A 23,827-nucleotide genomic window follows, 5' to 3' on the forward strand; every position below is an offset into this window, starting at 1 on the left:
GCGTCTGCCGCTTCGTTCCCCCGGGCTCGAGCGCGATGAGCTCCTTCGTAGCCTCGCCGAAGATGGCGCGTGCCCGTCGGACCACGGAGGCCGGCCAGTCCCCGGCGACTTCGCCGTGATGGGGCCCCAGAAGGACGCGGACGACGGCGCATTGCCCTCGGGAGGAACGACCTTACGGGGCAAAGGCGGTCGTAGTAAGCATGCCCGCGCATGCAGCTGCTCGAAGGATCTGGGTCCATTCTGCTCTTTGCTCGCCTTGTCATCGCGTTGCTGCCCGGCTGCAGCGACGTCGAGCAGGGTCCCGAGTGCCGCGCCTTCGTCGCCTGCGTGAAGGAGGCCGACACCGTGCGCGGTACCGTCACGAACGTCGACCGCTTCCTGCCGAGCGGCGCCTGCTGGGGTGGCGAGAAGGGAGCCGCCGTCTGCGAGAGCGCATGCCGTCGCGGGGTACCCGTGCTCCGCGCCCAGGAGCCGCGCGTCGCCTGCGCGAGCGGGGAGGGGGCCCGATGAGCCGCGCCCGCTGTCGATTGCCGCTCGCCTTCGCCATCGGGTCGTTTCTCGTGGCGTCCGACGCGCCCGTTCAGGCACACCAACCCAGCGGCTTCGACGCACAGAGGTCCGTCGTCCTCGAGGACCCGCTCGTGAGCTACGCGCTCTACGGAGAGATCAAGGACGGCGGTGACGTCTTCGAGATCCGGATGACCCCGAAGACGCCCGTGGCGCTCCCCGTCGAAGTGCTCGTTCCGAGGAGAGACGAGCTCGCGGAGCACAGGCCGATCTTCGCGATCGTTGGACCGGGTCTCCCCGCGCCGACGGATGCTCAGCGCGCGCTCCTCCCGCGCGCGTTGCCCGACGGCATGGGCGTCGTGGTCGCCTCGGAGGGACCGGCGTACCGCGAGTCTATCTTCGAGAGCTTCACGCGGCGTGTGTTCTGGACCAACGGCGTCACGGCCTACGTCATCCCTGCCGGCGACGTCCGGATCTGGATCTGGGCGCCGCGGAAGACGTCGGGCAAGTTCGTCATTGGCATCGGCGTCGAGGAGTCCGGTATCGACCTTGGCAATGTGGTCGACAACTGGGGGACCTATGCGTACTAGGAGCCTCTCCGCGGTCATCGCGCTCTCGGCGCTCACCACTTCGTCGATCGCCTCACGCACCGCACGCGCCGCCGAGGACGCCTCGCTCGAGTCCACCCAGGCTGCAGCGTCGCCGTCGGAGGACCGACCGGCGAGCTCCGTGGACGCGCGTCGCCGGCCGTTCGCCGCGCTCCTCGGCGTCGAGGCCAGCGTGGTTGGTCTATCCTTCGGGCCTCGCGCCGAGTTTCTCTGGCGCTTCGGCGCGCCAGGCTCCGTGAGCCGCCTTCGCACGACCCTGGGCATCTTGCCTGGGCCCGAGTTCGTCTTCGTACCGATGGGAATCGGCTATCGCGCCGTCTTCCGCGAGCACGCGATCGTGCGGCCCTTCGGTGGCCTCGGGTACGAGGCCCACTTCTTCCTCACCGATGGCCCGGCGTACGCGCAGTGGGCCTCGATCTACTTCGAGGGCGGGTGCAGCCTCGGCCTGAGCGATCGCCTCTCCGTCGGCGCGGCGGCGAGCCTCGACTGGACCTTCGCCGGCGAACGCGGCCCGGGCCTCCAGGGGCGACTCTTCGGCGGCTACCACTTCTGAGCACGCGACGCTCGCGCGTGGCGAGCTCGACCGAGCGCTGCTCGGCGTGGACCCAGCGCTCTCCGTCGCGCGACCGTGGCCCCATCTACTTCGCATCCGTTGCGCGGCGCGCAACGTGTGCGCGATGGGCACGGCGAAGTCGCCACGGGCGGACCTCCTGATCAGCGCAATGCGCGGACTCGAGGCGGCGCGGATCGGCCACGCGACGAGTAACGACGCCCAGGCCGGCCGACGTGGGAGCGCCCTTCTCTCGATTGGCTCGGGTGGCATGGGCCTCGCCTGCTCGCCTTTGACTCCGCTCTCCTGGGAGGTTGTTGACCATGGCTAGGCTCTCCAAGATCATCGCTGCGATGGTGGGGCTCGTGGTGGCGACGAGCGCGTCGCTCGCTCGCGCCGATGGCTTCTTCATCACGTTCACCAACACCGACGGCTCCAGCGTGGGCGCGCGTGTGCCCGGTGCGGTCTTCGACGCGTCCGCGACGGCGCCCGTCGACGCCATGACCGGGCTCCGGACCGGCTCGACCGTCTACAATCCCGTCCACGTAGAGATTGACGACTTCGGGCCCAACCTCCAGCCGCTCCTTGCGGCGTTCAGGGAGGATCGGACGATCGGCGCGACCGTCGAGTTTACGACGCCCAACGCATCGGGCGTCGAAGAGGTCTACATGGTCGGGAAGTACAGCGGCGTGAAGCTCGCGTCCTGGCTCGCGAAGCTCGACACGCGCGCCACGCCCTCGCTGACGCACGTCGTCGACTTCACGGCGCCCACCGTGAGCTACGGGCCGCCGCCCGTCCTCCGCCGCTTCCTGCGGACGGTGACGAGGGAAGCGCCGACGATCCGGAGGGAGGCGGCGCGGACTCGTCCCCCGAGCCGCGTCGAGGACGCCTACGTGCAGATTCCAACTGTTCCCGGCGAGAGCGCCGACCACCCTGGCCAGACCCGCGCCGTCAGCGTGTCGTTCGGCTGGGCGAGCCCGTGTGACCCGAAGACCGGCCTCAGCAACGGAAAGCCGGCCGCGAAGCCGGTCGTGCTGGTGAAGGCCAACGGCGTCGCGACGCCCGCGCTGCAGAGCGCCTTCAGCGCGCGCAGGGTGCTCGACCCCGTCACCTTCGCGTTCAACCAGCACCGCGTGGGCGCGCCCGACACGACGCTCTTCAGCTTCGTCCTGAGCAAGGCCACGATCATCGGGGAATCCGTCGTCGTCGGCGGAGCCGCCAGCGGCGAGACCGTGACGTTCGTCTACGAGCGCGCGACGCTCATCGACAAGACGACGCGCGCGGAGGTGACCGCCCAGTGGGACACTTCCCGGTGAAGTTTCGCCGCGCGACGAACCTCATCCAATGGGAATGGCGACCGCGTCATCGCGATGCGTCGCGCGGGAGCGTGCTGCATTCATCGTGACGGACTGGAGGTATACCATGCGCATTGTTGCTGTCGTCGTCGCGGCTGTCGCGCCTTTCGTCGCCTGCTCCGGGGGGAGCTCGGGCGGGCTCGGAGGCGGTAGCGGCGCCCTCAACCAGTACGTCGACCGTCTCGGCTCGGCCTACTGCAACTGGCTGCAAGGGTGCGGCAAGACGCAGGACTTGACCGCTTGCCTCGCGGAGTTCAACGGCGATGCTGACGTGAAGACGGTTCGCTCCTGCGCCGCCGCTGCCGACTACTACTCGTCCCACCAAGGCGAGCTCGACGCCTGCCTCGGTCGGAAGCCCGCCTGCTCTACAGACGATCCGAGCGGCTTCTGCCCAGCGCTCGACCTCAACACAATCGAGAAGATGTGCACGGGCGGCGGCACCATCGTGCCGGAGGGTGGCACTTCTCCGGGCGGCGCGTGCGGTAGCTCTGCGGCCAATGCGTACAAGTGCGCTGGCAACTCTATCCAGCAATGCAAAGGAGGGCAGTGGGTCAGCGCCGGCTCTTGCACTTGTTCCGTCAGCGTAGGCGATCCGCGCAAGCCGCCCTATGCCTCCACCTGCAAGACCACGGGCACCGATGGCGTCGTCGAGTGCAGCTACGCTGGCTCGAGGTGCATGCTCTGCAAACCCGAGTCCGGCTGCGCCGGCACGTGACGCTACGCTTGGTATCGGCGCTCGGCAGCCCGACGCAGGCGCGTACTGGTTGGGGCGCTACGTCCGCGGCGCGCCGTGAGCCGCGCCTCAAGAGGGGGCACGACGCGGCGACGGGCCGCGTCTACTTGCAGCCGAGGAGAACCTCGAGCTCTCCGCGCTCGCTCCGCACGCGCTCGCAAGCCGCGCCCTTCAGGACGACCCGCTGCGGCTTTTGGGGATCGTCGAACGACCACCCGTTGGCGCCGGGGAGGATGATCGCGACGCCCGTCGGCGTGCGGTGCTGAACTGTGACGGCGTCGGGATCGAGCGAGTAGCCCGTGGGGGGCGCCTCGATGACGAACTCGCAGACCGACGCCTGGACGCGGATCGCATCGACGGCGGCGAGGATGTCCTTCTGGATGTCCTGCGCGCTGCGCGCACCGGGCGTGACCTGAAAATGACAGACGTTCGCCTCGTTGTCTTCCTCGACGGGGTTGCAGCCGGCGACGCGTGCTGTCCCGCCGGCGCTCGCCAGGCGGCCGACGAAGGTCGCGTCGTAGTCGATGCCGTTGCCAGGGAAAGGGCCCACGCCCACGACGAACGTCAAGATGGGATCGGCGTGTTTGGCTTGGTCCTCGGCGAGCTTCAGCGACTGCGCCACCTGCACGTCGGTCTCGGGAGGTCCGCCGTCGAGGGACGCGAACGGATAGCCGTCAGTTAGGAAGAGCACGAACTTCTTGCCACCCGCCTCGAGCGGCGCTGCCGGCACGAAGGCCCGCAAGCTCGTGTAAGCGCCCTTGAGTGCGGCGAGCGTCGGAGTGATCCCTTTTGGGGTCGTCTGGAGGCGTCCGCGAAGCGCCGCGGCCTGCGCGCTGTCGACGACAGCGACGGGAACGTCCGCGGCGCTCGGGTACGGGCCGTAGGTGAAGTCGGCGCCGGCGGTCGGATCTTTGGTGTCGGCGAACACCATCAAGCCAAGACCCACGGCGTTGTCGGCGCGTTGGGCTACGCCATCCACCAGGGCATTGAGCGCCGGGATGCTCGCCTCCCACTTGTGCTCGTTGGTCATGCTGACCGATCCGTCGACGACCACTTGAAGATAGCCGGGGCGCACGCGAGTCTTCGCCGTCGTGCAACGTGCCGGGCCGCCGCTTGCGCTCGGCGCTCCCGCGGTGACCCCGCCGCTGGGGACGCCAGGGGTGCCAACGCCGTCGTCGGCGCCCTTGCCGATGGGTGAGCTACAGGCCAGAGCCCAAGCGAGGCTCGTCGTCACAGCACCGAGGATCGAAGCCGAGCGCATGGAGTGCATTCTAGCGTCAAGGCGTGCTCGAGCACTTGATCGGCGCTGAGAGCTGACACGTCGTGGCCGGCATGGGCTTGCCGTCGAGTCGGTCGTTCAAGAAGTCGAGCGTCTCGTCGAAGGCGTAGACGAGGGGCTCGGTGTGGCCTGCGCCCGCGCACTCGCGGTATTGGAGCCGCATGCCTTGCGCGCACAACGTCTGAAACGTGCCGCGCTCGACGGCGGTGTTCACGAGGTTGTCGTTCTCGCCCATGAGCATCATCGCGGGGATGTCATCGAGCCGCGGGACCGAGGTCGTCGGGAGACTGTTCTCGCGCGCGTAACAGGTCCACGGCTCCGGGCCGCCAAACCCCGTTGGCCCCACGAGCGAACGCACCGTGGTTGAAAACACCGTGTCGAGCGTCGGCGTCGGGAGCCCCTTCAGGCCCGAGCACGTGGTCATCATCGCCGTCGGAATGGCCGACAAGAACGGCGGCAAGAGCGCGTCGGCGAGGCCGTTGGGCGATGCGCCGTACCACGCCTCGGCGGCGACAAGGAACGCCACCATGTTGCCGCTCGCCTTGATCCACGAAGGCGCGAGGGCGAGCTGCGCCTGCCCTGCGAGATCGGTCGGCGGGACGTCCCATACGGCGCCCTTGATCGAGAGCTCGGGGGCGTAGTGCGGCGCGTAGCGGCCGACGAAGGCCGCGCCGTGTCCGCCTTGCGAGCCGCCGATGAGCACGACGTCGCTGGCACCCGCCTTCGGGAGCAGCGCCTTCGCGGCCCTCACGGCGTCGAGCGACGCCACGGCCGTCGGCTCACCGATGAGGTACGGATGCACCGAGGGTGACGGTGCGCCCATGCTCTTCATGCCGATGTAGTCCGGCATGACGACGACGTAACCTAGCGATGCGTAGATGGCAGCCAGGATGCCCACCTCCGAGGTGAAGCCCCCGAGATCGTCGTCGGCGACGTTGCGCGACGGCGCGCATTGATCGGTGAAGCCCGTCGTGCCGTGCAAGAAGAGGAGGATCGGGAACGACTTGCTCGAGTCCGGCGACGTGACGAGCGCTGTGGCGTCGACGAGTTGGCCGCGGTCCTGCGTCTGATAGCGGACGATGCTCGAGACGGTGCTGTACTTTGGGAGCCGCTCCGTCTTGAACGCCTTCTTGTTCCGAATCTCGACGAAGGCGTAGAGGAGATCGAGCTGAGTGTGAGGCGCCTTGTCCTCCTTCTCGAGCACCTGGCCGAGGGTCGGCGAGGCGAGCCACGCGTACGGCTTGGCACCGCAGCGCGCCGGGCCACCGAGGCCTGCGTCGGAGGCTCCCGCGTCAGACGAAGTTGCTGGAGGTGTCGTCGAACCCGGTGGCGCGTCGGTTCGCAGAGGCGGCTCCGTGGAGGGTGCGGGGCGCGTCGACGCCGGCTCTTGCTCCGTGGCACCGCAGGCTACGAGGAGCGTGAGCGCGAGGGCGCTGCGAGCAGGAAAGGCCCGTTGGCGCGCCCGGAATAGACCCATAACGTCGAAAAACATCCCCACCGCGTTACTCCGTGAGGTGTTTTCTGCAAGCGATGGATCGTTTGCCATCGGATAAAGCCGTCTTGGTCGAGGTCGCTCGCCTCGTCCCCTTCTTGAGGAGGACCACCGCGCGTCCACCGGGAGGACGGCGCGCGCTCCCCCCGCGAAGGGTGATCTCCTGCCGATCGCGCAGCGATTGACGCCTCGCACGCGGGCACGTTCGGTGCTTGGGACGAGGGATGCGGGCTTCCTCCATTCTCGCCGTGTCGCTCACCGTCGCCCTTGGTTGCTCGGACGCGACCCACGAGTTGCCCGACGCGCCCACGCCGGCCGGCGCGGCCCCCGTTGGGCTCCACGCTTCGTCGTCACTCAGCGGGGCGGGGGCGTGCCCGGCGTTTCACTGCGCGCCAGAGGCGAGCGGTGCCATGTCGCTCCCACTCGAGAGCAAGGCCCACGCGCTGCACTGGCAGAACGCGACGGCCGGTTCGATGTCGGGGCAAGGGTGCAGCGGCGATGGCGCCATCCTCGCTTGCCTCTTCTCCAACGACGCGTCGGGCTCGGGGACGCTCAAGGTCTTCGACCCGCTCGGCAAGACCGAGCGCTGGGCCAGCGGCCAGACCGGCTCGTACGCCATCAGTAGCAACGCGGCGACGGGTCAGGTGCCGTTCATCTTGGCCAACGGGCACCTGCTCGCGTCCGACGATCGCGTCGTGGCCCGCTACGACGGCAGCGGAAAGGTCGTCGGGACGATGCCGCTCAGCGGGAGCCGGTCCTCGAAGTCTTTCGGCGTCGTCGGGCTCAACGGCTCGCGCGCCTTCGTGAGCCAACAGAAGGGGACGTTGACGAGCTTCGACGTCGATACGCTCGGCTCGCCAGGCTCGCTCCAGCTCACGTCTCCATCGGGTGCGCAGGTCACCTTGAGCTCGCCGGCGAGCGCGCACGGCGATCGGGGCTATCTCGTCGCTCAGGGAACTGGTCGAGGGCTTCCGCCCGGCTACCTCATCGCCGTCGACATGAGCAGCAACACGCCACGCAAGGTGTGGACGTTCTCGTTTCAAGGCGCCGCGGGCGCGAGCGCCGTGGTTGTCCCTGCAGCCGTCACCGGTCGCGCGCACCCCATCGTGTTGGTCCACAGGCCGGCGCCAGCGGGCGCGACGACGCGCGACGACCACCTGGCGATCGTGGAAGATCGCGGCGACAGCTACGAGGTGCTTCGGTCCATCCCGCTCGCGGCTCCGATGGACGTGTCGCCCGTCATCGACGCCGTCAACGGTGCGTTCTACCTTCACCTGCGGCGAGAGCACCTCCTCCGCGCCTTCGATTTCGCGGGCGCCGACAAGGGCGTCTTCGATGTCCGCGCCCTCGCGGGCTCGGCGCCGGAGTTCAGGGATCTCGTCTTGAACGGGCACGTCGTCGGCACCTTCAGCGCGACGCAGCAGACGGTGCTCCTCTCCGCCAGCGGCGCCGCCGGACAGTTCGTGATGGGGCTCGACCCGGTCGCCAACGCGTTGCGATGGATCACGCGAACGGGCGCCGCTGATCGTTACACGGCCGCGTGGACGATTCAGGCGCGCGCCGGCGGCAACTGCCCCATCTTCGTGGGCGCGCTGAGCGGGATCAACGTGCTCTGCCCGTGAGCTCGCTCAGTTTGCCGCGCGTATCAGCGCGTCGAGCGTGGACTCGACGCGCTTGCCCCAATCGTCCTTGTCGTCGATGCCAACGAGCTCGACGGGCCGCTGCCACCTTGTAGCGATGTCCTCTTGGCTGCGCTGGCACCGCCGGATCGCAGACGCTCGCTGCAGGGTTGGCGAGATCTCGATGGTCGGCCGCCCCCGAACCTCGCCGGTGATGCGCGATGCAAAGGGCGGCAAGCGCGCGCGACTTGGTTCGTCGAGAAAGCCGCCGCAGTCTCGCAGCCAGATGCTGGTCTCATCGTCTCGCGCCACGACGACGCTTCGTGGAAAGGTCTTGCGAAGCCGCTCAAGCGTCTCCCGGGCGCGCTTCCGAAGGTCGCTCGATGCTGCCCCGATGAGCTTGCGACACACGGGCGCGGCGTGCGACTCGATGCACCAGCCGGCGTCGCGGCCTCCCTCTCGCGAATGACCGAGCGCCGAGTCGCGGCCCCACGCGAGCGTGTCGAGGCACAGGTTCATCGCACGGTCGTTTTCGCCGGCCAACGCGGCCGCGTGCGCCTCGAGCATCGCGCGCCGGCAGACCGCGCGCATCTGCGATCCGCCGTGCGTCGACGAGCGGTTCGGATCGGCGTTCGGAGTGCCCGGCTTGCTCCTCTCGGGAGAGAGCCATGGCGCCAAGACGCCACGCGCGACGCCGACGCCCCCGGTTTCGCTCCGCGTGGCCGCAAGCAGCGCCTCCGTTGCCGCCAACGTTTCACGAAGAACGCGGCCGCAGCTTGCTGGAGCCGGCGCGCGCTCATCGAAACAAGCGGGCGTCGTGCGCATGGAAACCTCGACGCTCGCGAAGGCCGCGCGCTCGCGCTCGACGGCATCGCCGAAGCGCCCGGGCGTGGCGGGGCCTCGGTGCACGGGCCGCGGGTATTCGCGCGCCTCGATGTCCGTGATCGCGTCGGCGACGACGGGCGTCAACGTCACCGCGTCGTAGTGGTGCAAGAGGGCGAAAGCGATGCCCACCACGAGCGCGACCATGCCGACGCCCGCAACCGCCAGAGCGCCGAGCGCCTTCGAAAGCGACACAAAGGCGATGCTACACGCTCCGGCGTCTTCTGCGGCGGCTCGGCCGGGCTTGCTCGCGAGGTCGAGGTCGTCGCAGAGACTCGCGCGTGCGACGCATCGCGCGGTGATCGTCGCCGGCGCAGCTGAAGCGTAGTCGTTGCCGTCTTGCGGGCCGAACAGGAAGTCTGCGACCTTTCGAGACGTGAAAACGCGGGGGGAGACTGCGGTGCACGATGAGCCTGGCCTGCGCGCTTCGGCGCTACGTATCGCCAAGAAGAGCTACGCGCGGGTGCTCGATGCCGTCGACGACGCCACGCCGACGTATCGCCGCCTCATGGGAAGCGCCTTCGCCCGGGTCACGGGTGGACCGGTGGGCGCCCTTCGCGCCGTAGCCGTCCAGTTCCCGTTCACCCCTGAGGAAATCCTCCTGGGGTACACCGCCGGCCTGTTCCCCACGGTCCAGGACGGGCGCCACTACTGGGAGAGTCCCGATCCGCGGTCCGTGCTCATGCTCGAGAAGCTCCGCATTCCGTCGCGCGTCCGCACCTACATCAACAAGGGCCTCTTCGAATTCGCCTTCGATCGTGATCCGGCCGCGGTCGTTCGCGGGTGCGCCAACCGCGAGCACTCGTGGCTCACTCCGACCATGCAGTCGACCTTTCTCGCGCTCCACGAGCTCGGCGCTATGCACACGGTCGAGGCACGCAAGGGTGGGCACCTTGTCGGCGGCGCCTTCGGGCTCGCCATCGGCAGCGTGTTCACGCTGGAGAGCATGTTCAGCGCAGAGGATCATGCGAGCAAATTGGCCTTCGCGTTCCTCGGTAAACATCTCGCGACGCGCAAGTTCTCCCTCATCGATTGCCAGTTTCACAAGGCAACGTTCGCGCAATTCGGGGCCGAACCGATAAGCCGCCTCGACTATCGCTCGCGACTCGCGCGTGGCTTGGTGAAGCCACCGTCCTTCTTGGTAGAAGGCGCTCCTTAGTCCCAAGAACTAGGGAAGTCGCGCGCGCGCTTCTCAGTACCGAACACGCTTCCGCTCGACCTCGAGGGTGCGTGCCGGCTCCTTGCCGCGGCTCACCAAGAGACTCACGGTCGAGCCTTCTGGACCGCGGATGCGCTCGATCGTGCCGCGATATCCCAGTGACTCGACGGGCTCACCGTCGACCGTGAGCACGCGATCCCCTGGCGCAAGGCCCGCCGCCTCCGCGCCTCCACCGGGGATGAGCGTGGCGATCACGAGCGTGTCGCCCTCGGCGCGTAGCACGGTGCCGATCCCCGTGAGCTCGAGCCGCGGTTTCTCGCCATCCGCTACGCGCGGGAGCATCACGTCGCCGGCATCACCACACGTGCGCGTGAGGATGCGGCCGTGGTGGTTCGGCGCGTTGATGGTGACGCTGCTCGGACCGGCCTCGATGGTCGCGACGGAGAAGCGACCGCGCGCGTCGGAGAGGGTGCCGTTGTGCATGCCCACGCCGATGTCTCCGCCCGACTCGAGCGAGACGCGCGCGCCCGCGATGGGCCGCCCGTCGCTCTCGGTCCTGAGAGTGCCGGAGACTTGGCAGCTGGCGCCGAGCGTGAAGTCCGCGCGCGTGATCGCGCCGTCCCGAAGGGACACGCTACGGGGCGGCGACACGAGGTAACCCGAGGCTGCGACGCGAACTTCGTAGTCACCGGCGGCGATGTTGCGAATCGCGAAGGCGCCGGTGGCATCGGCGAACGTCCCGGTCGAGAGATGTTCGGCGCTCATGGCCGCCGTGCGGCGAAAGAGCACGATGGAAAACGTGGGGACGGGATCGGACGTACCGGTTCGCGTGACTTTGCCTTCGAGCGAGGCCGAGCCGGCGAGCGCGGCGCGCTCCGCGGGTGGCGGGGCAGCGGCGTCCCACTCGCGCTTCGGATCGGGCACGAGCTCGAGAATGAGCCCGCGCACGCTCTTTCCGCGACGTGCCGACAAGGTCAGCCCCGCGTACGCAGGGAAGAATCCATCGGCCTGCGCCATCGCGAGCGTGAGCGTCCCGTCGCGGTCGATGGAGAGCTGGAACGCGCCGTCGTCTCGGCTGCGCACGGTGGTCGCGCCGCCCGCCCCTTCGAACACGAGCTCTGCGCCCGCGACCGGGCTCCCGTCGGCGCGTGAAATCACCTGGCCTTGAAACGTCGCCGTGTCCTCATCGCGCGAAGCCGTCGACTCTCCCGGCAAGAGCCAGAGAGCGCGCGCGAGCGCGGCCTCGCGCTGGGCGGCCGGCGCGTTCTCCGGGGCTGCGCTCGCGCTCGTCGCACGTCCCGCGTCGAGCGCATGCTTCGCGGTCGTACGCGTCGGCGAACGGAGCCATAGGGCGACGACCGCGGCAACGACGAGCGCGAGCAGAACAAGCGCGACGCCTCGGCGACCCTTCACGGCGTGCATGGTAGCAACGCCGAGGGGGCTTCGCGGTCGAGGTCCACGGCTACACGGGCCTCCGATGCGGTCACCTCGTCGGTCAACTGGCCGGGGCCCGGCCGGGGGGGGCGGCGCCGCCTCTGCCGTCCGTCCTTCGTGGCCCCAGCGTGCGCCGCAAGTATTCACGAGTGTCGAGGTCGAGGTCAGGAGGTCGGCTGCCTGAAGTCACCCGGGCGTCGCCTGAACGGCTGCGAGCTTACGCCTAGGCATCGACTCCCCGGGGCTTTGGTTCGCGGTACCCTGCGCTGCATGCGCGTTCATCGCTTGTTGCTCCTCTCCTCTTTGTTCGCGTCCGCCGCGGTCGCTGCTGCGGCTTGCTCGAACAGCTCCGACGATGCAGGCGCGGTCGCCGCGGAAGCCGGAACCACCTCGCCCGCGAACGACGGCTCCACGTCCAACGCGGACGGCGCGACCTCGTTCGACAGCGCGACAGGCAGCGACAGCTCCACAGGTATCGACGGCGCCACGACCGACGCATCCGACGCGGCAGCGCCACCCGTCTGCACCGCGTCGCCGTGCGCGATCCAGATCGCGTCGGGCTCGTACCACGCCTGCGCGCTCCTCTCCGACAAGACCGTGCGCTGCTGGGGCTACAACGCCTACGGCACCGTGGGCGCTGCGACGCTCGCCGACGGCGGCTTCGACAAGAGCAACGTGCCGACGCCGCGCACCATCGCGGGCCTCGCGCCCGTCGAACAGATCGCGTCGGGCTGGTACCACGTCTGCGCGCTCCACACCGGCGGCGCGGTGTCCTGCTGGGGCTACAACCGGTTCGGGCAGGCGGGCCAGCCCGCCGATGGCGGCGACGAGGCGCCGCACGCGACGCCGGCAGCGGTCACAGGCTTCGCAGCGCCGGTCGTGGAGCTCATCGGCGGCGGCTACCACACGTGCGCGCGCCTCTCGACGGGCGCCGTGCAGTGCTTCGGCTCGAACTTGTGGGGGCAGCTCGGAGTCGGCACCGTGCAAGGTGATGGCGGCATCTCGCCGCCGACAGACGTTTCGACGCCGACGACGTCTTCGCTTTCAAACGCGGCGCAGGTCGGCCTGGGCAGCCGGTTTTCGTGCGGCCTCGGGACCGACGGCGGCCTCGCGTGCGTTGGCGTGAACTTCAACGGCATGCTCGGCCGCGGCACCGAAAACGCCGCGCCGAACCCCTCTCCAGCGCCGGTCGTCGGCGTCGCCGGACCCATCGCCGCGGTCGCGAAGTCCCTCGGCTATCACGATCACGTGGTCCTCGCGGACGGTCGCGTGCAGGGCTGGGGTTGGAACAACTACGGCCAAGTCGGCCTCCCCGCCGACGCGAGCACGGACTCGGGCTCGATCTTGAGTGCCACCCTGGTGCCCGGCATCAGCGATGTCGCCCACGTCTCCGATGGCAACTACTTCGGTTGCGCCCTCAAGAAGGACCGTACCGTGTGGTGTTGGGGCCGGAACGAAGCGGGCGCCATGGGCTCGTTCGACGCGGGCGCCGACTTCGTCGCGCCGCGGCCGATCCAAGGCCTCGCGAACGTGCTGCAGCTCTCCAGCGGGTGGAACGGCTTCGCCTGCGCGCTCGTCGAGGGCGGCAGCGTGATGTGTTGGGGCAAAAACGAGTTCAGCGCGCTCGGCCGCGGCCCCGACGGCGGCGGCCACGATCCCACGCCCAAGCCCGTCGCGTTCTGAGGGGCGGAGCGGCGATACTGTGCCCAATGGTCCAACGCCTCCTCTTCGCAACGCCCTCGTACGCCTACTTGGAGCCCTCGTTTCTCGCGGCCGGCGAGTTCGAACGCGGCGTTGTCGAACGCAAGCTCTTCGCCGATGGCGAGCGCTACCTCCGCATCGCTTCGGACCTTTGGGGCCGCGACGTCGTCCTCCTTGGCGGAACCCCCACCGATCTCGATTGGCTCGAGGTCTTCGACCTCGCTTGCGGCATCGCCCGGGGCGGGGCGCGCTCGCTCGCCATCGTGATGCCCTATTACGGCTACTCGACGATGGAGCGGGCCGTGCGCCCTGGTGAAGTCGTCGTGGCCAAGACGCGCGCGCGGCTCTTGTCGGCCGTGCCCGCCCCCGAGGGAGGCACGCGCGTCTTCCTCTTCGATCTGCACACCGACGGCATCGAGTTTTACCTCGACGATCGGGTGCTCACGCGGCACGTCTACGGTGCGCCCCTCATCACGCGCAAGGTGCGGGAGCGCATGGGCGACACGCCGTTCGTGCTCGGCGCATGCGACGCGGGCCGCGCGAAGTGGGTGCAGAGCTTGGCGCGGGATCTGAACGTCGAGCCCGCCTTCGTGTACAAGCGGCGCGACGAGAGCTCAGGAGCCCTCGCCGTCACAGGCATCAACGCCGACGTGCGAGGCAAAGAGGTCGTCGTCTACGACGACATGATCCGCACCGGCGGCTCGCTCATGCAGGCCGCGACCGCGTACCTCGCGGCCGGCGCGAGTCGCGTCCATGCCGTCGCTTCCCACATCGTCTTGCCGGGCGACGCCTACGAGCGCATCAAGGCGTCCGGCGTCCTCGCGTCGATCATGGGAACCGACTCGCACCCTGGGAGCCAAAAGCTACCCCGCGAGGACGTCGTCAGCGTGGCAGCGAGGCTGGTGGAGCACCTCGCCGGCTGAGGCGGCCCGACTGGCGATCCCTCCTGGTCAACGGCGCACAGAACGGCTCGGGAGGCTCGGCCTATCGGACGCTCTCGCAGACGACGCCCGTGCTGCAGCCGCTCAGCGGATCCGTCTTCAAGCGGCCGTCGCGTCGGTGGCGCGCTGCCAGGTGTCATCCGGCCTTCGGGAGACTCGCGTCGAGTGCGTCGAGCAAGACATCCGTCATGACCTTCTCGGTCAGACGACAGAACATCGTCTCGGTGCCGTCGAAACGGCCGTGCTCTCCGAGCTTGTTGGCCGGCACGCCGCCTAAGCAGAAGGAGAAGTACTCGCACGTGCGTTCGCACTTGGCGATGCCGCGCCCGATCTCGTCCTGGAACACGGCGAGCCGTGCCCGCGCCCGCGCATCCAGCCCGCCTTCAAGCGAGGTTCCAAGCGCCAGGCTTCCGAGGTCCGGATGGACCCCTCCGAGCAACTCCGGTGACCATGTGCTGAACGATCCATCCCAGCCGACCGTCAAGACGTGCCCGGCCCGGTTTTGCATGTTGGCGCGGAGATGCCCGAACCGCGGGCTGCGAAGCGCCGCAAAGACCTTCTCGAACTCTCGGATACGCAAAGGCTGGGTCGCGGCCTGCTGCCGCTCGACGATGCGCCTAAAGAAGGCCCTAAATTCTCCCTCGACACCAGCGTCCATCAGCGACGAGGCCGCGTTGTCGGCCTCCACCTCCTCCACGTTGAAGCCGATCTCTCTCGCCCCGAGCCCGCTGAAGAAGTCGAAGATGTCGTCGGGGTGCGCCAGCGACTGGCGCGTCAGAACGCAGATGACGTTGAAGTCGACGCTGGCTTCGCGGAGGCGCTCGACCCCGCGCATCACCTTGGCGTGCGTTCCCTTCCCGTCGCGCGTGCGGCGGCGCGCGTCGTGAAGGAAGGCCGGGCCGTCGACGCTGACACCCACGCGGACGTTGTGGCGCTTGATGAACTCACACCAGCTCGCGTTCAGCAGCACGGCGTTCGTTTGGAAGTGGTGACGTACCGCGACCGATTGCGGTATGCGTTTTGCGACGATCTCGAACGCCTCCTCGTACCAGGCGGGGCCGACCACCAGCGGTTCGCCCGCATGCCAGATCACCGAGAGTTGCGCGCTTGCCCAGCCCTCGGTCGCCACCGTCGAGATGACGGAGTCGAGGGTGGCCATCGACATGCGGCTCGTGTCCTTGCGATTGGGCAAGTAGCAATACGCGCAGTCGAGGTTGCAGAAGGGCGTCGGCTGGAGCACCAGAAGCTCGAGACGAGCGCGCCAATCCGTTGCCTCTGGTTCGCTGGGAATGTCGGCCGGCGCGTGCATGAGCGAGCTCCGTCGGAAGGGGGCCACGGTCAACCGTTGCACCAGTTTTGCCACCCTGAACCGCCGCAGTAGGAGCTTCCGCCGCCGCCGCCTCCATTTGCGCGACGCTCCCGTGGACACACCCACTCCAAGCCGTCCTCTGCCTCATCCAGGCCCTCGACGAGCAAGGTCCCGTCCTCACGATGGATCCGCACGTCGAGACGGTCCGGCGAAGTGTGCTTCTCGCGAACGACAATGTAACGTGCGTCGAGTCGGTTCTCCTCGCGGAGCTTGCGGCTTGGGGTCCAAAGAAGGAACTGAAGACCGCCGCCCGACCCAAGCTGGGCCTTCGCCGGCACGCTGCTCGGAGGGAGACTCGTGAAGGCGGCATCGGCTTCCTTTTGAAACGCCCAGATGACGCGGAGGCGCTCGTTCGAAAGCCGCTGGCGGATGTCGGCCAGGTTGGCCAGTCCTTTTCTGAGTTCCGCGTCGCAATCGCCGTTCGAGACGAGTGCCGATTCTTGCGAATCGTCCTCTTCCTCCTCGCCTGTCTGGGCGTTGGCGCCCGAACAGGCGGCGAGCGGCACCGCTGCGCCGAGGGTCAAGAGCGTTCGCACGCGGCCGCGGAGGGAAAGTGGCACCCGGAGCTTGGTGAGTTTCATGGGGGTAGCCTCTGAGTGAAGGGAAGCGGTAGGGCGGAGGCCTGGGACCGCCGCCTGTCCTGGGTGTTGGCCGGAGCCGGCTGCCCCCGTTGCGTCGGCTGAAGTTTTTTTCGGTGGCCATCGCACAACGAGACCTGACCGCGGCAGCCAACAAGCAAGACGGGCCAAGGGGCGTTGGCGCGGGAACGTCGTGGGCCGCGCGAGAAGCGCCATGAGAGAGGCCGCCACCCTTGAGGTGCCCCGCCTGGATGACGCCGGCAAAGAGCATCGAGGTCGAGACCGAGCCTTCGAGACGCGCTCTCGACGAGAGCGTGACGCGTCGAGCTGCAACAGACGGACCGCTCGCAGCGGCTCAGCGTCGCGTCCCCCCCGCACGCCTTTCCTCTGCTTTACTCTCCTCTCTCATGCCCCCCCGCCGCGGCTTTCCCTGGCCCCTCCTGCGGGTCGCCCTCCTCGCAGGCTTCAGCATCGTCGCGTGCGTCTGGGCCCTCCGCCGCGCCTACCAGCCGCGTCCCGCGATGATCGTTCCCTTCGATCCCGCGCCTTCTCCTTCCGCACCTTCTTCCGCACCGTCCTCCGCGTCCGGCGAGCTCCCAGCCCCCGACCTCGAGCCCTCTCCCTCCAGCGCTCCTCCCTCCACCGCGCCTCCCGTCAACGCCTCGTCGACGGCGGCGCCGCGCTGAGATAGAGACCCTCCCCAAGAGGTCGCTGCCGGTGCCTAAGGAAGACACCCTCGTCATCCACGAAATTTACGCGAGCATCCAAGGCGAATCGACGTTCGCGGGCCTGCGCTGCACCTTCGTTCGCACGACAGGATGCAACCTGCGTTGTTCGTGGTGCGACACGCCGCAGGCGTTCTACGGCGGCACGCGATTGCCACGAGCCGAGGTGCTCCGCCGCGCGCTCGAAACGGGAACGCCGCTCGTTGAGCTCACCGGTGGCGAGCCCCTCCTCCAGCCGGGGACGCGTCCTCTCCTCACCGAGCTGTGCGACGCGGGCCGCACCGTCCTCATCGAGACGAGCGGCGAAGCCGACGTCGCCGGCGTCGACGCGCGGGTTCACAAGATCATGGACCTCAAGGCCCCCGGCTCCGGTGAGAGTCACCGCAACCGCTGGTCGAACCTCGCGCACATCACGCCGCGCGACGAGCTCAAGTTCGTCTTGCGCGATCGCACTGACTACGAGTGGATGCGCGCCGCCATTCGCGAGCGCGCGCTCGTAGAGCGAACACCAAACCTCCTCGCGAGCACGGTCTTCGGCGCGCTCTCGCCGCGCGAGCTTGTGAGCTGGGTCGTCGCCGACGCGCTCCCCGTGCGCGTGCAGCTCCAGCTCCACAAGTTCATCTGGGAGCCCACCGCGCAGGGCGTCTAGCCGACCTTGCTGGGCGCGTCTTCTCGTCGCGTGTCCGTCGGTGTCGCGTCGCGCTAGAGCGCGCCGTTCAACGGATCGTACTTGGAGCCGCCCTTCTGGATCGGATCGCCGATCTTGATGGGGCGACTCGGCGCGTTGCGCTCACGCGAGCCGCGGCGCTGCGCCGCTTCGGCTTCGCGCTTCTTGTCGGCTTCCATCAAGAGGCGTCGCTGCTCCTCGGAGAGCTTGGGCCCCGCGTCGGCGGCGGCGCCTGGCTCGCCTGTCGGCGCGTGAACCACCGCCTGCGGGAGCGACGCGCCCAGGTTCGCGGGCGTCGCCGCGTCGCTGCCCGCGACGCGGAACGCGGTCACGCCGAGCGCGCCCAGCGTCAGCACCGCGACGGCGCCGATGACCAAGACGCGGCGCTTCGGAGCGCCGAAGTTCGGCTCGTCGATGTCGAGCTCGACAGCGGGTGGCGGCGCGCTCACGGTGACCGGCTGCGCGCTCGGCGGTCCTGCTTGGGGCTCCGTGTGCGTGTGCGTCGCGGCCGGATCGTGATCGTGTTCGCCCGCGAGGACGACGCCGAGGGCCTTCCACTCGAGCGAGCCGTCGCGCCGCACGAGCGTGGCTTCGTCGATGCGTCCTTCGCTGAAGGCCGCGTCGAGCTCGTCGAGGGTGAAGGCGCGAACGGCGCCGTCGCCGACCTGAACGAACCACATGTCATCTTCCGAGTGCTGCATGGCGCTGATCCTCAAAAAATCCGCTCTCGATTCGCTTCGAGTCGGGCGACGCTAATCGCTCCCGGCCTTGGGAACAGTTGCGAGCGCGTCTCCGAGCGCAAACCCGCGTCGCCTTTGGGATACGGCCCGAGAAACGCCCTTGCCGCGCGCCCCTCACGAGGGACCGGCGACAGAAAAACCGCCCGGTGCCCCTCGAAAGCCGGTTGGCAAGGCCCGGCGGCCTACGTAAGAAAAGTGGCGCATGCCCTCGCAACTTCGCCAAGGCGCCACCAAGCTGGTCATTCGCCGTGAAGCCGAGCGGGCCGCGCTTCGTGCGCTCCGCGACGCGAGGCCCGCGGCGGCGTTCTCCGTGAGTCGAGAGGACTTGGAGAAGGCCCGCTCCCTAGACGATTGCCTCCTCGCCTTTGGCTGGCGCGTCGTGCGTGGCGTCGACGGCGCCGTTCGCAGCATGGCCTACGTGGCGACCGACTACACGGCCGACGAGAAGGCGCTCTTCGACGCGTTGTCGCCGTACGTGGAGCCCGCCTCCATCGTCGATCTATGGCTCGACGGCGACGCGCCCAAGCGATTCAAGTTCACGGGGCGTTCCGTCGTCGAAAAGCGTCTGCCGCCCGAGCTCTTCGCCGCCTACGTCGAAGAGAGTGACGACGAGCCGCCTCCCTCGAGGCTCCCCTCGTTCTCCGAGGCGTTGGCCACGGCGCCTTCCGCGCGGCGCAAGTACACGCCGACCGAGAAATTCGAGCCGGGCGAGTGGATCGAGCACGTGAAGTTTGGCGCGGGGCTCGTGCAGGCAGGCGCCGATCCGGGCAAGGCGCGCGTGCTCTTCGCCGATGGCGAACGCGTCCTCGTGCAGGCGCGCTGACGGCTCGCGCACGCGACTCGCGCGGCTACTTCCGACAGTACCCTTGGTTGTTGCACTGGCCCGTGGTGGGCGGCGTCGGACAGTCGGTTGCTTGCGTGGCCATGGTGCACTTGAGCGAGCAAAACGCTTGCGAGCCGCCGATGAAACACTGGCCGCTCTCGCAATCGGCGGGTGATGCGCAGGCTTCGCCGAAGGGTTTCTTGCCCCCATCGGACGCGCCGGCGTCGCTCGTCCCACCGTCTTGCTGACCGCCTCCGCCGCCATCTCCCGGTCCGCTTCCGGCGCCACCGTCAGCGCTACCGCCCGTCGTGCCGTCGGAGGAGCACGCCGCGAGCGTCCAGCCGGAGAACAAGACCACTGCGCCAAGGCCCAGTTCGCGAAGCGTCATCGCCTCAGAATACCCAGGGGCCCCGGGCCATTTGTTACAGCTTTCTTACAGCGCCCCGCTGGCGACGAACCTTGCCTACACGCTCACCCTTCGCGGGCGAAGCGGGCAAAGGCCTCGACGTCATCCTTGGAGCCCAGCACCAGCGGCGTGCGCTGGTGGAGCTCGCTCGGCATGATGTCGAGGATGCGCCGCTCGCCGTCGATGGCCGCGCCGCCGGCGTGCTCCAGGATGTACGCGAGCGGGGCCGCCTCGTAGAGGAGGCGCAGCTTGCCCTTCTTGCTCTTCGTGTCGGCCGGGTACGCGAAGATGCCGCCCTTCAGCAGCGTGCGATGCGCGTCGGCCACGAGCGAGCCGACGTAGCGGTGCCCGTAAGGGCGCCGCTCTTCTTTGTTCTCGCTCTTGATCCAGTGGTTCCACTTCTGCACGCCGGGAGCCCATCGCGAGAAGTTGCCTTCGTTCACGCTGTAGTTCGCGCCCATCGCGGGGCAGCGAATGTTGGGCGACGAGAGGAAGAACTCGCCGATGGAGGGGTCGAGCGTGAAGGCGTCGACGCTGCCGCCGCTCGCGAGGACCAGCACGGTGGACGGGCCGTAGACCGCGTAGCCGGCGGCGACGATGTTCTTGCCCGGTTGGAGGAGGTCGTCGACCGACGGGACGAGCTCGCCGGCGCGCCGCCGAAAGATCGAGAAGATCGTGCCGATGGAGACGTTCGCGTCGATGTTGCTCGAGCCGTCGAGGGGGTCGAAGAGGACGACGTATTTGCCGCTCTTCTCCATGAAGAGCGCCTCGTCCATCTCCTCGCTGCCAACGGCGCAGCAATGCCCGCTCCGCTCGAACACGTTGACGAGGACGTCGTTGGCGTAAGCGTCGAGCTTCTGAACCTCTTCGCCCTGGATGTTCGTCTCGCCCGTGTACCCGAGCATGTTGGCGAGGCCCGCCGAGCGCACGCGCGACGTGATGAGCCGCACCGCCAAGGAGACGTGGTTGAGCAGCGACGTGTATTGGCCCGTGGCTCCCGGTGCCGCCTGCATTTGCGCGAGCACGTGCTCACGCAGCGTGGTGCCGTAGGTCGACGGGACTGGCAAACGAACGGAATCGGTCATGGAGGAGCTCCCGACCCCGGTCATCGAACATTTTCGCCGGCGCATCAAGGCGCCCAGCGCGGGCGGGCTCCTACCCCTTGGCGGCGCGCGTGAGCGCCGCTGCGTCGAAGCGCTCGGGCACCGCCGTGGGCCGCTCGTCTTCCCACGTGCTGGCCGCCTGGGTTGCGGGAGCCTTCGGGGGTTCCGAGCGCACCAGCACGAGCGGGCGCTCGCGATCCGTCGTCGGCGCGGCGTCAAAACACTCGAGGAGTCGGTCAAGGCAGCTCCGCGCGTCGGCCCTCGTCTCCGCGAGCTCCAGCTCGATCGTCTCGAGCGCCGTGAGAACGCCTCGCAGCTCGCCGGCCACGCGCTGGGCCGCATCGGCCTTCGCGGCCCCCTTCGCCGCGCTCTTGGCCATGGTCGCCTCGAGGTTTGCGATGCGTTCGCGGAGCTCGCGGCATTCGGCGGCCAGCGCCATTTCCGCCGAAACGCTGACGCGCTCCGACGAAGGCCTGTGCGGCGCCTCGTCGGCGGGCGGCGGCACCGACTTCGGCTCTGCACGTGGGTCGCGCGTCGTCGCTGCGAACTGCTCCACCGAAAGGCGACCGGCACTGTTGCGTCTTCCCATAGGCACTCCCCGCCAGAGGTGGCGTCCTTCTGAAGTACGGCGCGCCTGCGCAGGTCTTAAGGTGTCGGCGGGGTCGAGGTCGAGGTCGAGGTCGGGGTCGCGGTCGGGGTCGGGGTCGCGGTCGGGGTCGGGGTCGCGGTCGCGGTCGGGGTCGCGGTCGAGGTCGCGGTCGCGGTCGCGGTCGAGGTCGCGGTCGCGGTCGAGGTCGAGGTCGAGGTCGAGGTCGAGGTCGCAAAAACCACCTCGCCCCTGGAAAATACGCCTCGTCCCGAGTAGCCTCGCGGCCGCCCGTACGAAGAAGCGTCGTCGCGGGCCTTGCTTCCAAGGAGCTACCGATGCCGGCCACCGATCGCGTGAAGGAAATCCTCTCCTGGTACGGATCCGACAACCCCGGGGTGAAGGCGAACCTCTACCGGATGATGTCGACGGGACGCCTCGCAGGCACCGGCAAGTTTGTCATTCTCCCGGTCGACCAAGGCTTCGAGCACGGCCCCGCGCGCTCCTTCGCGCCGAACCCCGAAGGCTACGATCCCGACTACCACTTCAAGCTCGCCATCGACGCCGGCTGCAACGCCTACGCCGCTCCCCTCGGCTTCCTCGAAGCCGGTGCCGACAAGTTCGCCGGGCAGATCCCGATGATCTTGAAGCTCAACAACTCCGACTCGCTGGCCAAGATGGACCAGCCGTGCAGCGCCCTGACTGCCTCGGTGAAAGACGCCGTGCGCCTCGGCTGCACCGCCATCGGCTACACGATCTACCCCGGCTCGGGCTTCCGCAACACCATGGTCCAGGACCTTCGGGACCTCATCCTCGAAGGCAAGTCCTACGGTCTGCCGACGGTCCTCTGGGCCTACCCGCGCGGCTCGACGATCAGCAAGGAGGGCGAGCAGGCCATCGACGTGGTCGCCTACGCGGCGCAGATCTCCGCGCAGCTCGGCGCGCACGTCATCAAGATCAAGCCGCCCAAGGATCACCTCGAGCAGGCGGAAGCGAAGAAGGTCTTCGAGAAGTTCTCGATCCCCACCAAGACGCTCACCGACCGCGTTCGTCATTGCGTGCAGAGCGCATTCAACGGAAAGCGCATCGTGATCTTCTCCGGCGGCGAAGCGAAGGGCGACGCCGAGGTCATGGCCGAAGTGAAGGAGCTCGCCGCCGGCGGCGCCTTCGGTTCGATCATGGGCCGCAACGCCTTCCAGCGTCCGCGCGCCGACGCCATCAAGCTGCTCCACGGCGTGATGGACGTCTTCAAGTCGGCCTGACGCTCTCCCCGTAAACGTGCACGTACGTGCACGTGCCCGCCCGCTCCACCTCGGGGCTCGTCTGGCTTCGCGCCAGCCGTGGAGCGCTACTTTCCCGTGACCAGCTTCTGAAGCACCCCTAGGTATCCCGGCAGCATGTGGTCGCCCACGAGCGAGCCGTCGCCCCCCGCGCCGTGGTCGGCGACGGCCATGCGAAGCGGGTTGTCGCCTACGTGCACTTTGAACGTTTTTTCGTCGTCGCCGTCGAAGCCCGGGTGGTACCAGCCGGCGCTCGGAATGTTGGTCACGCCGTCGCGACCGTGGACGAAGCGATAGATCGGGGTGCGGTCCTGCATCCAGTCGGCGAGGAGGGTCCCGTGGGAGCGGTCGCCGGTGCGCGGCGCTCCGAAGGTGATGAGCGCGCTCACCGGCGTGAAGAGCCGGAAGCAAGGCTCCTCGCGTGATTTACCGCCTTCGTTCTCGCATTGCTCGACGGCCGTCTTCGTGAGCGCGAGCGTGGCCAAGGCGCCGCCGAGGCTGTGGCCCGTCACGTAGAGCTCAGCGCCCTTGCGCGTGGGCCTGGCGTTTCGCGAATCGAACACGTGGTGTTGTCGCAAGAAGGGCCCGATGGGCTCGCTCTTCGAGCACCGCGCGTCGCTGGGCTTCTCCCAGACGGACATGAGCGCGCCGTGAAACCCTGCGTGCACGTTGCCCGCCGGCAAGACGTTCGGGCGGTTCCACGCGAGGAGATCCGTCTTGATGTCAGTGGCGTTGCCGCGCTCGGTGCCGCGGAAGGCGAGCACCGCGACGTCGGGCGAGGCGTTGCGGTACGGGTTGTCCACGGTCGCGAGGGGCGCCGAGAGCGCCGCCGTCGAGACGTAGAACGCCTGCGTATCGGTGCACGTGTTCTCAAAGAATCGGAAGTGCTCGGCGTCGGTCGCGAGGCCGATGGCTTCGAGCTCGCTCTTGAGCTCGGCCTCGCCTCGGTACGCGAGCTGCGACAGCCGAGCCATCCAATAGGCGTTCTTGAGATCGAGCGACTTCTTCTGAATCTCGGCGAGATCGCCGGGCCAACCGGTGTGCTGTTTGATGCGTTCGCTCCCAGGCGCGAGCGCGAAGCGCGTGGACGCCTCGACGGCCTGGGCCGCGGATTCGTCGGTCGGCGCGTCTTGAACTCCACAAGCGAGGCTCAGCGCGGCGGCGGGCCCCAACGCCAGGAGGAAGCAAACGGAGCGCACAAGGTGGCCAGAAGCACGCGCGGTGCCAGCGCCAGAACCTGAATTGTTCAATGAATACAGCCACCCGCGTGTGCAGGGGCCGTCTCCTGCG

Annotated in this window: 24 protein-coding genes; 13 read left to right on the top strand and 11 right to left on the bottom strand. The window is 68.5% G+C overall.

The genetic code is table 11. From position 1 onward, the window contains the following. Positions 1-210 precede the first annotated feature (210 nt). The 5 genes from IPG50_34525 (at position 211) to IPG50_34545 (ending at position 3,735) form a co-directional block, all read left to right on the top strand. Positions 211-510, top strand: a complete 300-nt coding sequence (locus IPG50_34525; protein MBK6697267.1) for a hypothetical protein — start codon at positions 211-213, stop codon at positions 508-510. Beyond that, positions 507-1,097, top strand: a complete 591-nt coding sequence (locus tag IPG50_34530; GenBank protein ID MBK6697268.1) for a hypothetical protein — start codon at positions 507-509, stop codon at positions 1,095-1,097. The genes IPG50_34525 and IPG50_34530 overlap by 4 nt, the downstream gene beginning before the upstream one ends. Continuing rightward, positions 1,087-1,668 (top strand): hypothetical protein, encoded by a 582-nt coding sequence (locus IPG50_34535; protein ID MBK6697269.1) that lies wholly within the window; start codon positions 1,087-1,089, stop codon positions 1,666-1,668. The genes IPG50_34530 and IPG50_34535 overlap by 11 nt, the downstream gene beginning before the upstream one ends. A 320-nt stretch (positions 1,669-1,988) precedes the next feature. Continuing rightward, the gene (locus tag IPG50_34540) at positions 1,989-2,981 is read left to right on the top strand and encodes a type VI secretion system tube protein Hcp (protein ID MBK6697270.1); all 993 of its coding nucleotides are present in this window, start codon (positions 1,989-1,991) and stop codon (positions 2,979-2,981) included. 106 nt (positions 2,982-3,087) lie between these two features. Beyond that, positions 3,088-3,735, top strand: a complete 648-nt coding sequence (locus IPG50_34545) for a hypothetical protein (protein ID MBK6697271.1) — start codon at positions 3,088-3,090, stop codon at positions 3,733-3,735. A gap of 121 nt (positions 3,736-3,856) precedes the next feature. Here the strand turns inward: IPG50_34545 and IPG50_34550 are convergent, their stop codons facing one another. Together IPG50_34550 and IPG50_34555 are read right to left on the bottom strand one after the other, a co-directional pair. Next, complete coding sequence (locus IPG50_34550) at positions 3,857-5,014, bottom strand: VWA domain-containing protein (protein ID MBK6697272.1); 1,158 nt, start codon at positions 5,012-5,014, stop codon at positions 3,857-3,859. 16 nt (positions 5,015-5,030) lie between these two features. After that, positions 5,031-6,524, bottom strand: a complete 1,494-nt coding sequence (locus IPG50_34555; GenBank protein ID MBK6697273.1) for an alpha/beta fold hydrolase — start codon at positions 6,522-6,524, stop codon at positions 5,031-5,033. A 224-nt stretch (positions 6,525-6,748) separates the two neighbouring features. Here IPG50_34555 and IPG50_34560 point away from each other — a divergent pair, with 224 nt between their 5' ends. Then, positions 6,749-8,146 (top strand): hypothetical protein, encoded by a 1,398-nt coding sequence (locus tag IPG50_34560; protein MBK6697274.1) that lies wholly within the window; start codon positions 6,749-6,751, stop codon positions 8,144-8,146. A 6-nt stretch (positions 8,147-8,152) separates the two neighbouring features. On the opposite strand, the gene IPG50_34565 is transcribed toward IPG50_34560, so the two are convergent. Next, entirely contained in the window at positions 8,153-9,220 is a 1,068-nt protein-coding gene (locus IPG50_34565; protein ID MBK6697275.1) for a hypothetical protein, read from the bottom strand. A gap of 205 nt (positions 9,221-9,425) precedes the next feature. On the opposite strand from IPG50_34565, the gene IPG50_34570 reads away from it, so the two are divergent. Then, positions 9,426-10,184 carry a leucyl/phenylalanyl-tRNA--protein transferase gene (locus tag IPG50_34570; GenBank protein MBK6697276.1) on the top strand — a complete coding sequence of 253 codons (759 nt, stop codon included), beginning with the start codon at positions 9,426-9,428 and terminating at the stop codon, positions 10,182-10,184. 33 nt (positions 10,185-10,217) lie between these two features. On the opposite strand, the gene IPG50_34575 is transcribed toward IPG50_34570, so the two are convergent. Next, positions 10,218-11,597, bottom strand: a complete 1,380-nt coding sequence (locus IPG50_34575; GenBank protein ID MBK6697277.1) for a carboxypeptidase regulatory-like domain-containing protein — start codon at positions 11,595-11,597, stop codon at positions 10,218-10,220. A gap of 291 nt (positions 11,598-11,888) precedes the next feature. Between IPG50_34575 and IPG50_34580 the strand changes: the two genes are divergently transcribed. Both IPG50_34580 and IPG50_34585 read left to right on the top strand, forming a co-directional pair. Beyond that, positions 11,889-13,301 (top strand): hypothetical protein, encoded by a 1,413-nt coding sequence (locus tag IPG50_34580; GenBank protein ID MBK6697278.1) that lies wholly within the window; start codon positions 11,889-11,891, stop codon positions 13,299-13,301. A gap of 26 nt (positions 13,302-13,327) precedes the next feature. After that, the gene (locus tag IPG50_34585; GenBank protein MBK6697279.1) at positions 13,328-14,242 is read left to right on the top strand and encodes a ribose-phosphate pyrophosphokinase; all 915 of its coding nucleotides are present in this window, start codon (positions 13,328-13,330) and stop codon (positions 14,240-14,242) included. A 154-nt stretch (positions 14,243-14,396) separates the two neighbouring features. Here IPG50_34585 and grrM read toward each other — a convergent pair whose 3' ends face one another. Both grrM and IPG50_34595 read right to left on the bottom strand, forming a co-directional pair. Next, entirely contained in the window at positions 14,397-15,569 is a 1,173-nt protein-coding gene (gene grrM / locus IPG50_34590) for a GRRM system radical SAM/SPASM domain protein (protein ID MBK6697280.1), read from the bottom strand. Positions 15,570-15,598: 29 nt separating this feature from the next. After that, positions 15,599-16,210, bottom strand: a complete 612-nt coding sequence (locus tag IPG50_34595; protein MBK6697281.1) for a hypothetical protein — start codon at positions 16,208-16,210, stop codon at positions 15,599-15,601. A gap of 404 nt (positions 16,211-16,614) precedes the next feature. Here IPG50_34595 and IPG50_34600 point away from each other — a divergent pair, with 404 nt between their 5' ends. Then, positions 16,615-16,893, top strand: coding sequence for a hypothetical protein (locus IPG50_34600; GenBank protein MBK6697282.1), 279 nt, complete (start codon positions 16,615-16,617; stop codon positions 16,891-16,893). A 1-nt stretch (position 16,894) separates the two neighbouring features. Next, positions 16,895-17,581, top strand: a complete 687-nt coding sequence (locus IPG50_34605; GenBank protein MBK6697283.1) for a radical SAM protein — start codon at positions 16,895-16,897, stop codon at positions 17,579-17,581. A 53-nt stretch (positions 17,582-17,634) separates the two neighbouring features. Here IPG50_34605 and IPG50_34610 read toward each other — a convergent pair whose 3' ends face one another. Further along, positions 17,635-18,300: a DUF4339 domain-containing protein gene (locus tag IPG50_34610; protein MBK6697284.1), complete on the bottom strand. Its 666-nt coding sequence runs from the start codon at positions 18,298-18,300 to the stop codon at positions 17,635-17,637. Between the two features lie 241 nt (positions 18,301-18,541). Between IPG50_34610 and IPG50_34615 the strand changes: the two genes are divergently transcribed. Then, positions 18,542-19,162, top strand: coding sequence for a hypothetical protein (locus tag IPG50_34615; GenBank protein MBK6697285.1), 621 nt, complete (start codon positions 18,542-18,544; stop codon positions 19,160-19,162). 25 nt (positions 19,163-19,187) lie between these two features. On the opposite strand, the gene IPG50_34620 is transcribed toward IPG50_34615, so the two are convergent. The 3 genes from IPG50_34620 to IPG50_34630 form a co-directional block, all read right to left on the bottom strand. Further along, positions 19,188-19,550 carry a hypothetical protein gene (locus IPG50_34620; GenBank protein ID MBK6697286.1) on the bottom strand — a complete coding sequence of 121 codons (363 nt, stop codon included), beginning with the start codon at positions 19,548-19,550 and terminating at the stop codon, positions 19,188-19,190. Between the two features lie 83 nt (positions 19,551-19,633). Next, complete coding sequence (fbp, locus tag IPG50_34625) at positions 19,634-20,653, bottom strand: class 1 fructose-bisphosphatase (protein MBK6697287.1); 1,020 nt, start codon at positions 20,651-20,653, stop codon at positions 19,634-19,636. 70 nt (positions 20,654-20,723) lie between these two features. Continuing rightward, positions 20,724-21,260: a hypothetical protein gene (locus tag IPG50_34630; GenBank protein ID MBK6697288.1), complete on the bottom strand. Its 537-nt coding sequence runs from the start codon at positions 21,258-21,260 to the stop codon at positions 20,724-20,726. A 335-nt stretch (positions 21,261-21,595) separates the two neighbouring features. Here IPG50_34630 and IPG50_34635 point away from each other — a divergent pair, with 335 nt between their 5' ends. Then, positions 21,596-22,519, top strand: coding sequence for a class I fructose-bisphosphate aldolase (locus tag IPG50_34635; GenBank protein MBK6697289.1), 924 nt, complete (start codon positions 21,596-21,598; stop codon positions 22,517-22,519). 86 nt (positions 22,520-22,605) lie between these two features. Here the strand turns inward: IPG50_34635 and IPG50_34640 are convergent, their stop codons facing one another. Continuing rightward, positions 22,606-23,736: a lipase family protein gene (locus IPG50_34640; GenBank protein ID MBK6697290.1), complete on the bottom strand. Its 1,131-nt coding sequence runs from the start codon at positions 23,734-23,736 to the stop codon at positions 22,606-22,608. Positions 23,737-23,827 lie beyond the last annotated feature (91 nt).

It is taken from the genome of Myxococcales bacterium (genome assembly GCA_016703425.1).
Lineage (GTDB): Bacteria > Myxococcota_A > Polyangia > Polyangiales > Polyangiaceae > JADJCA01.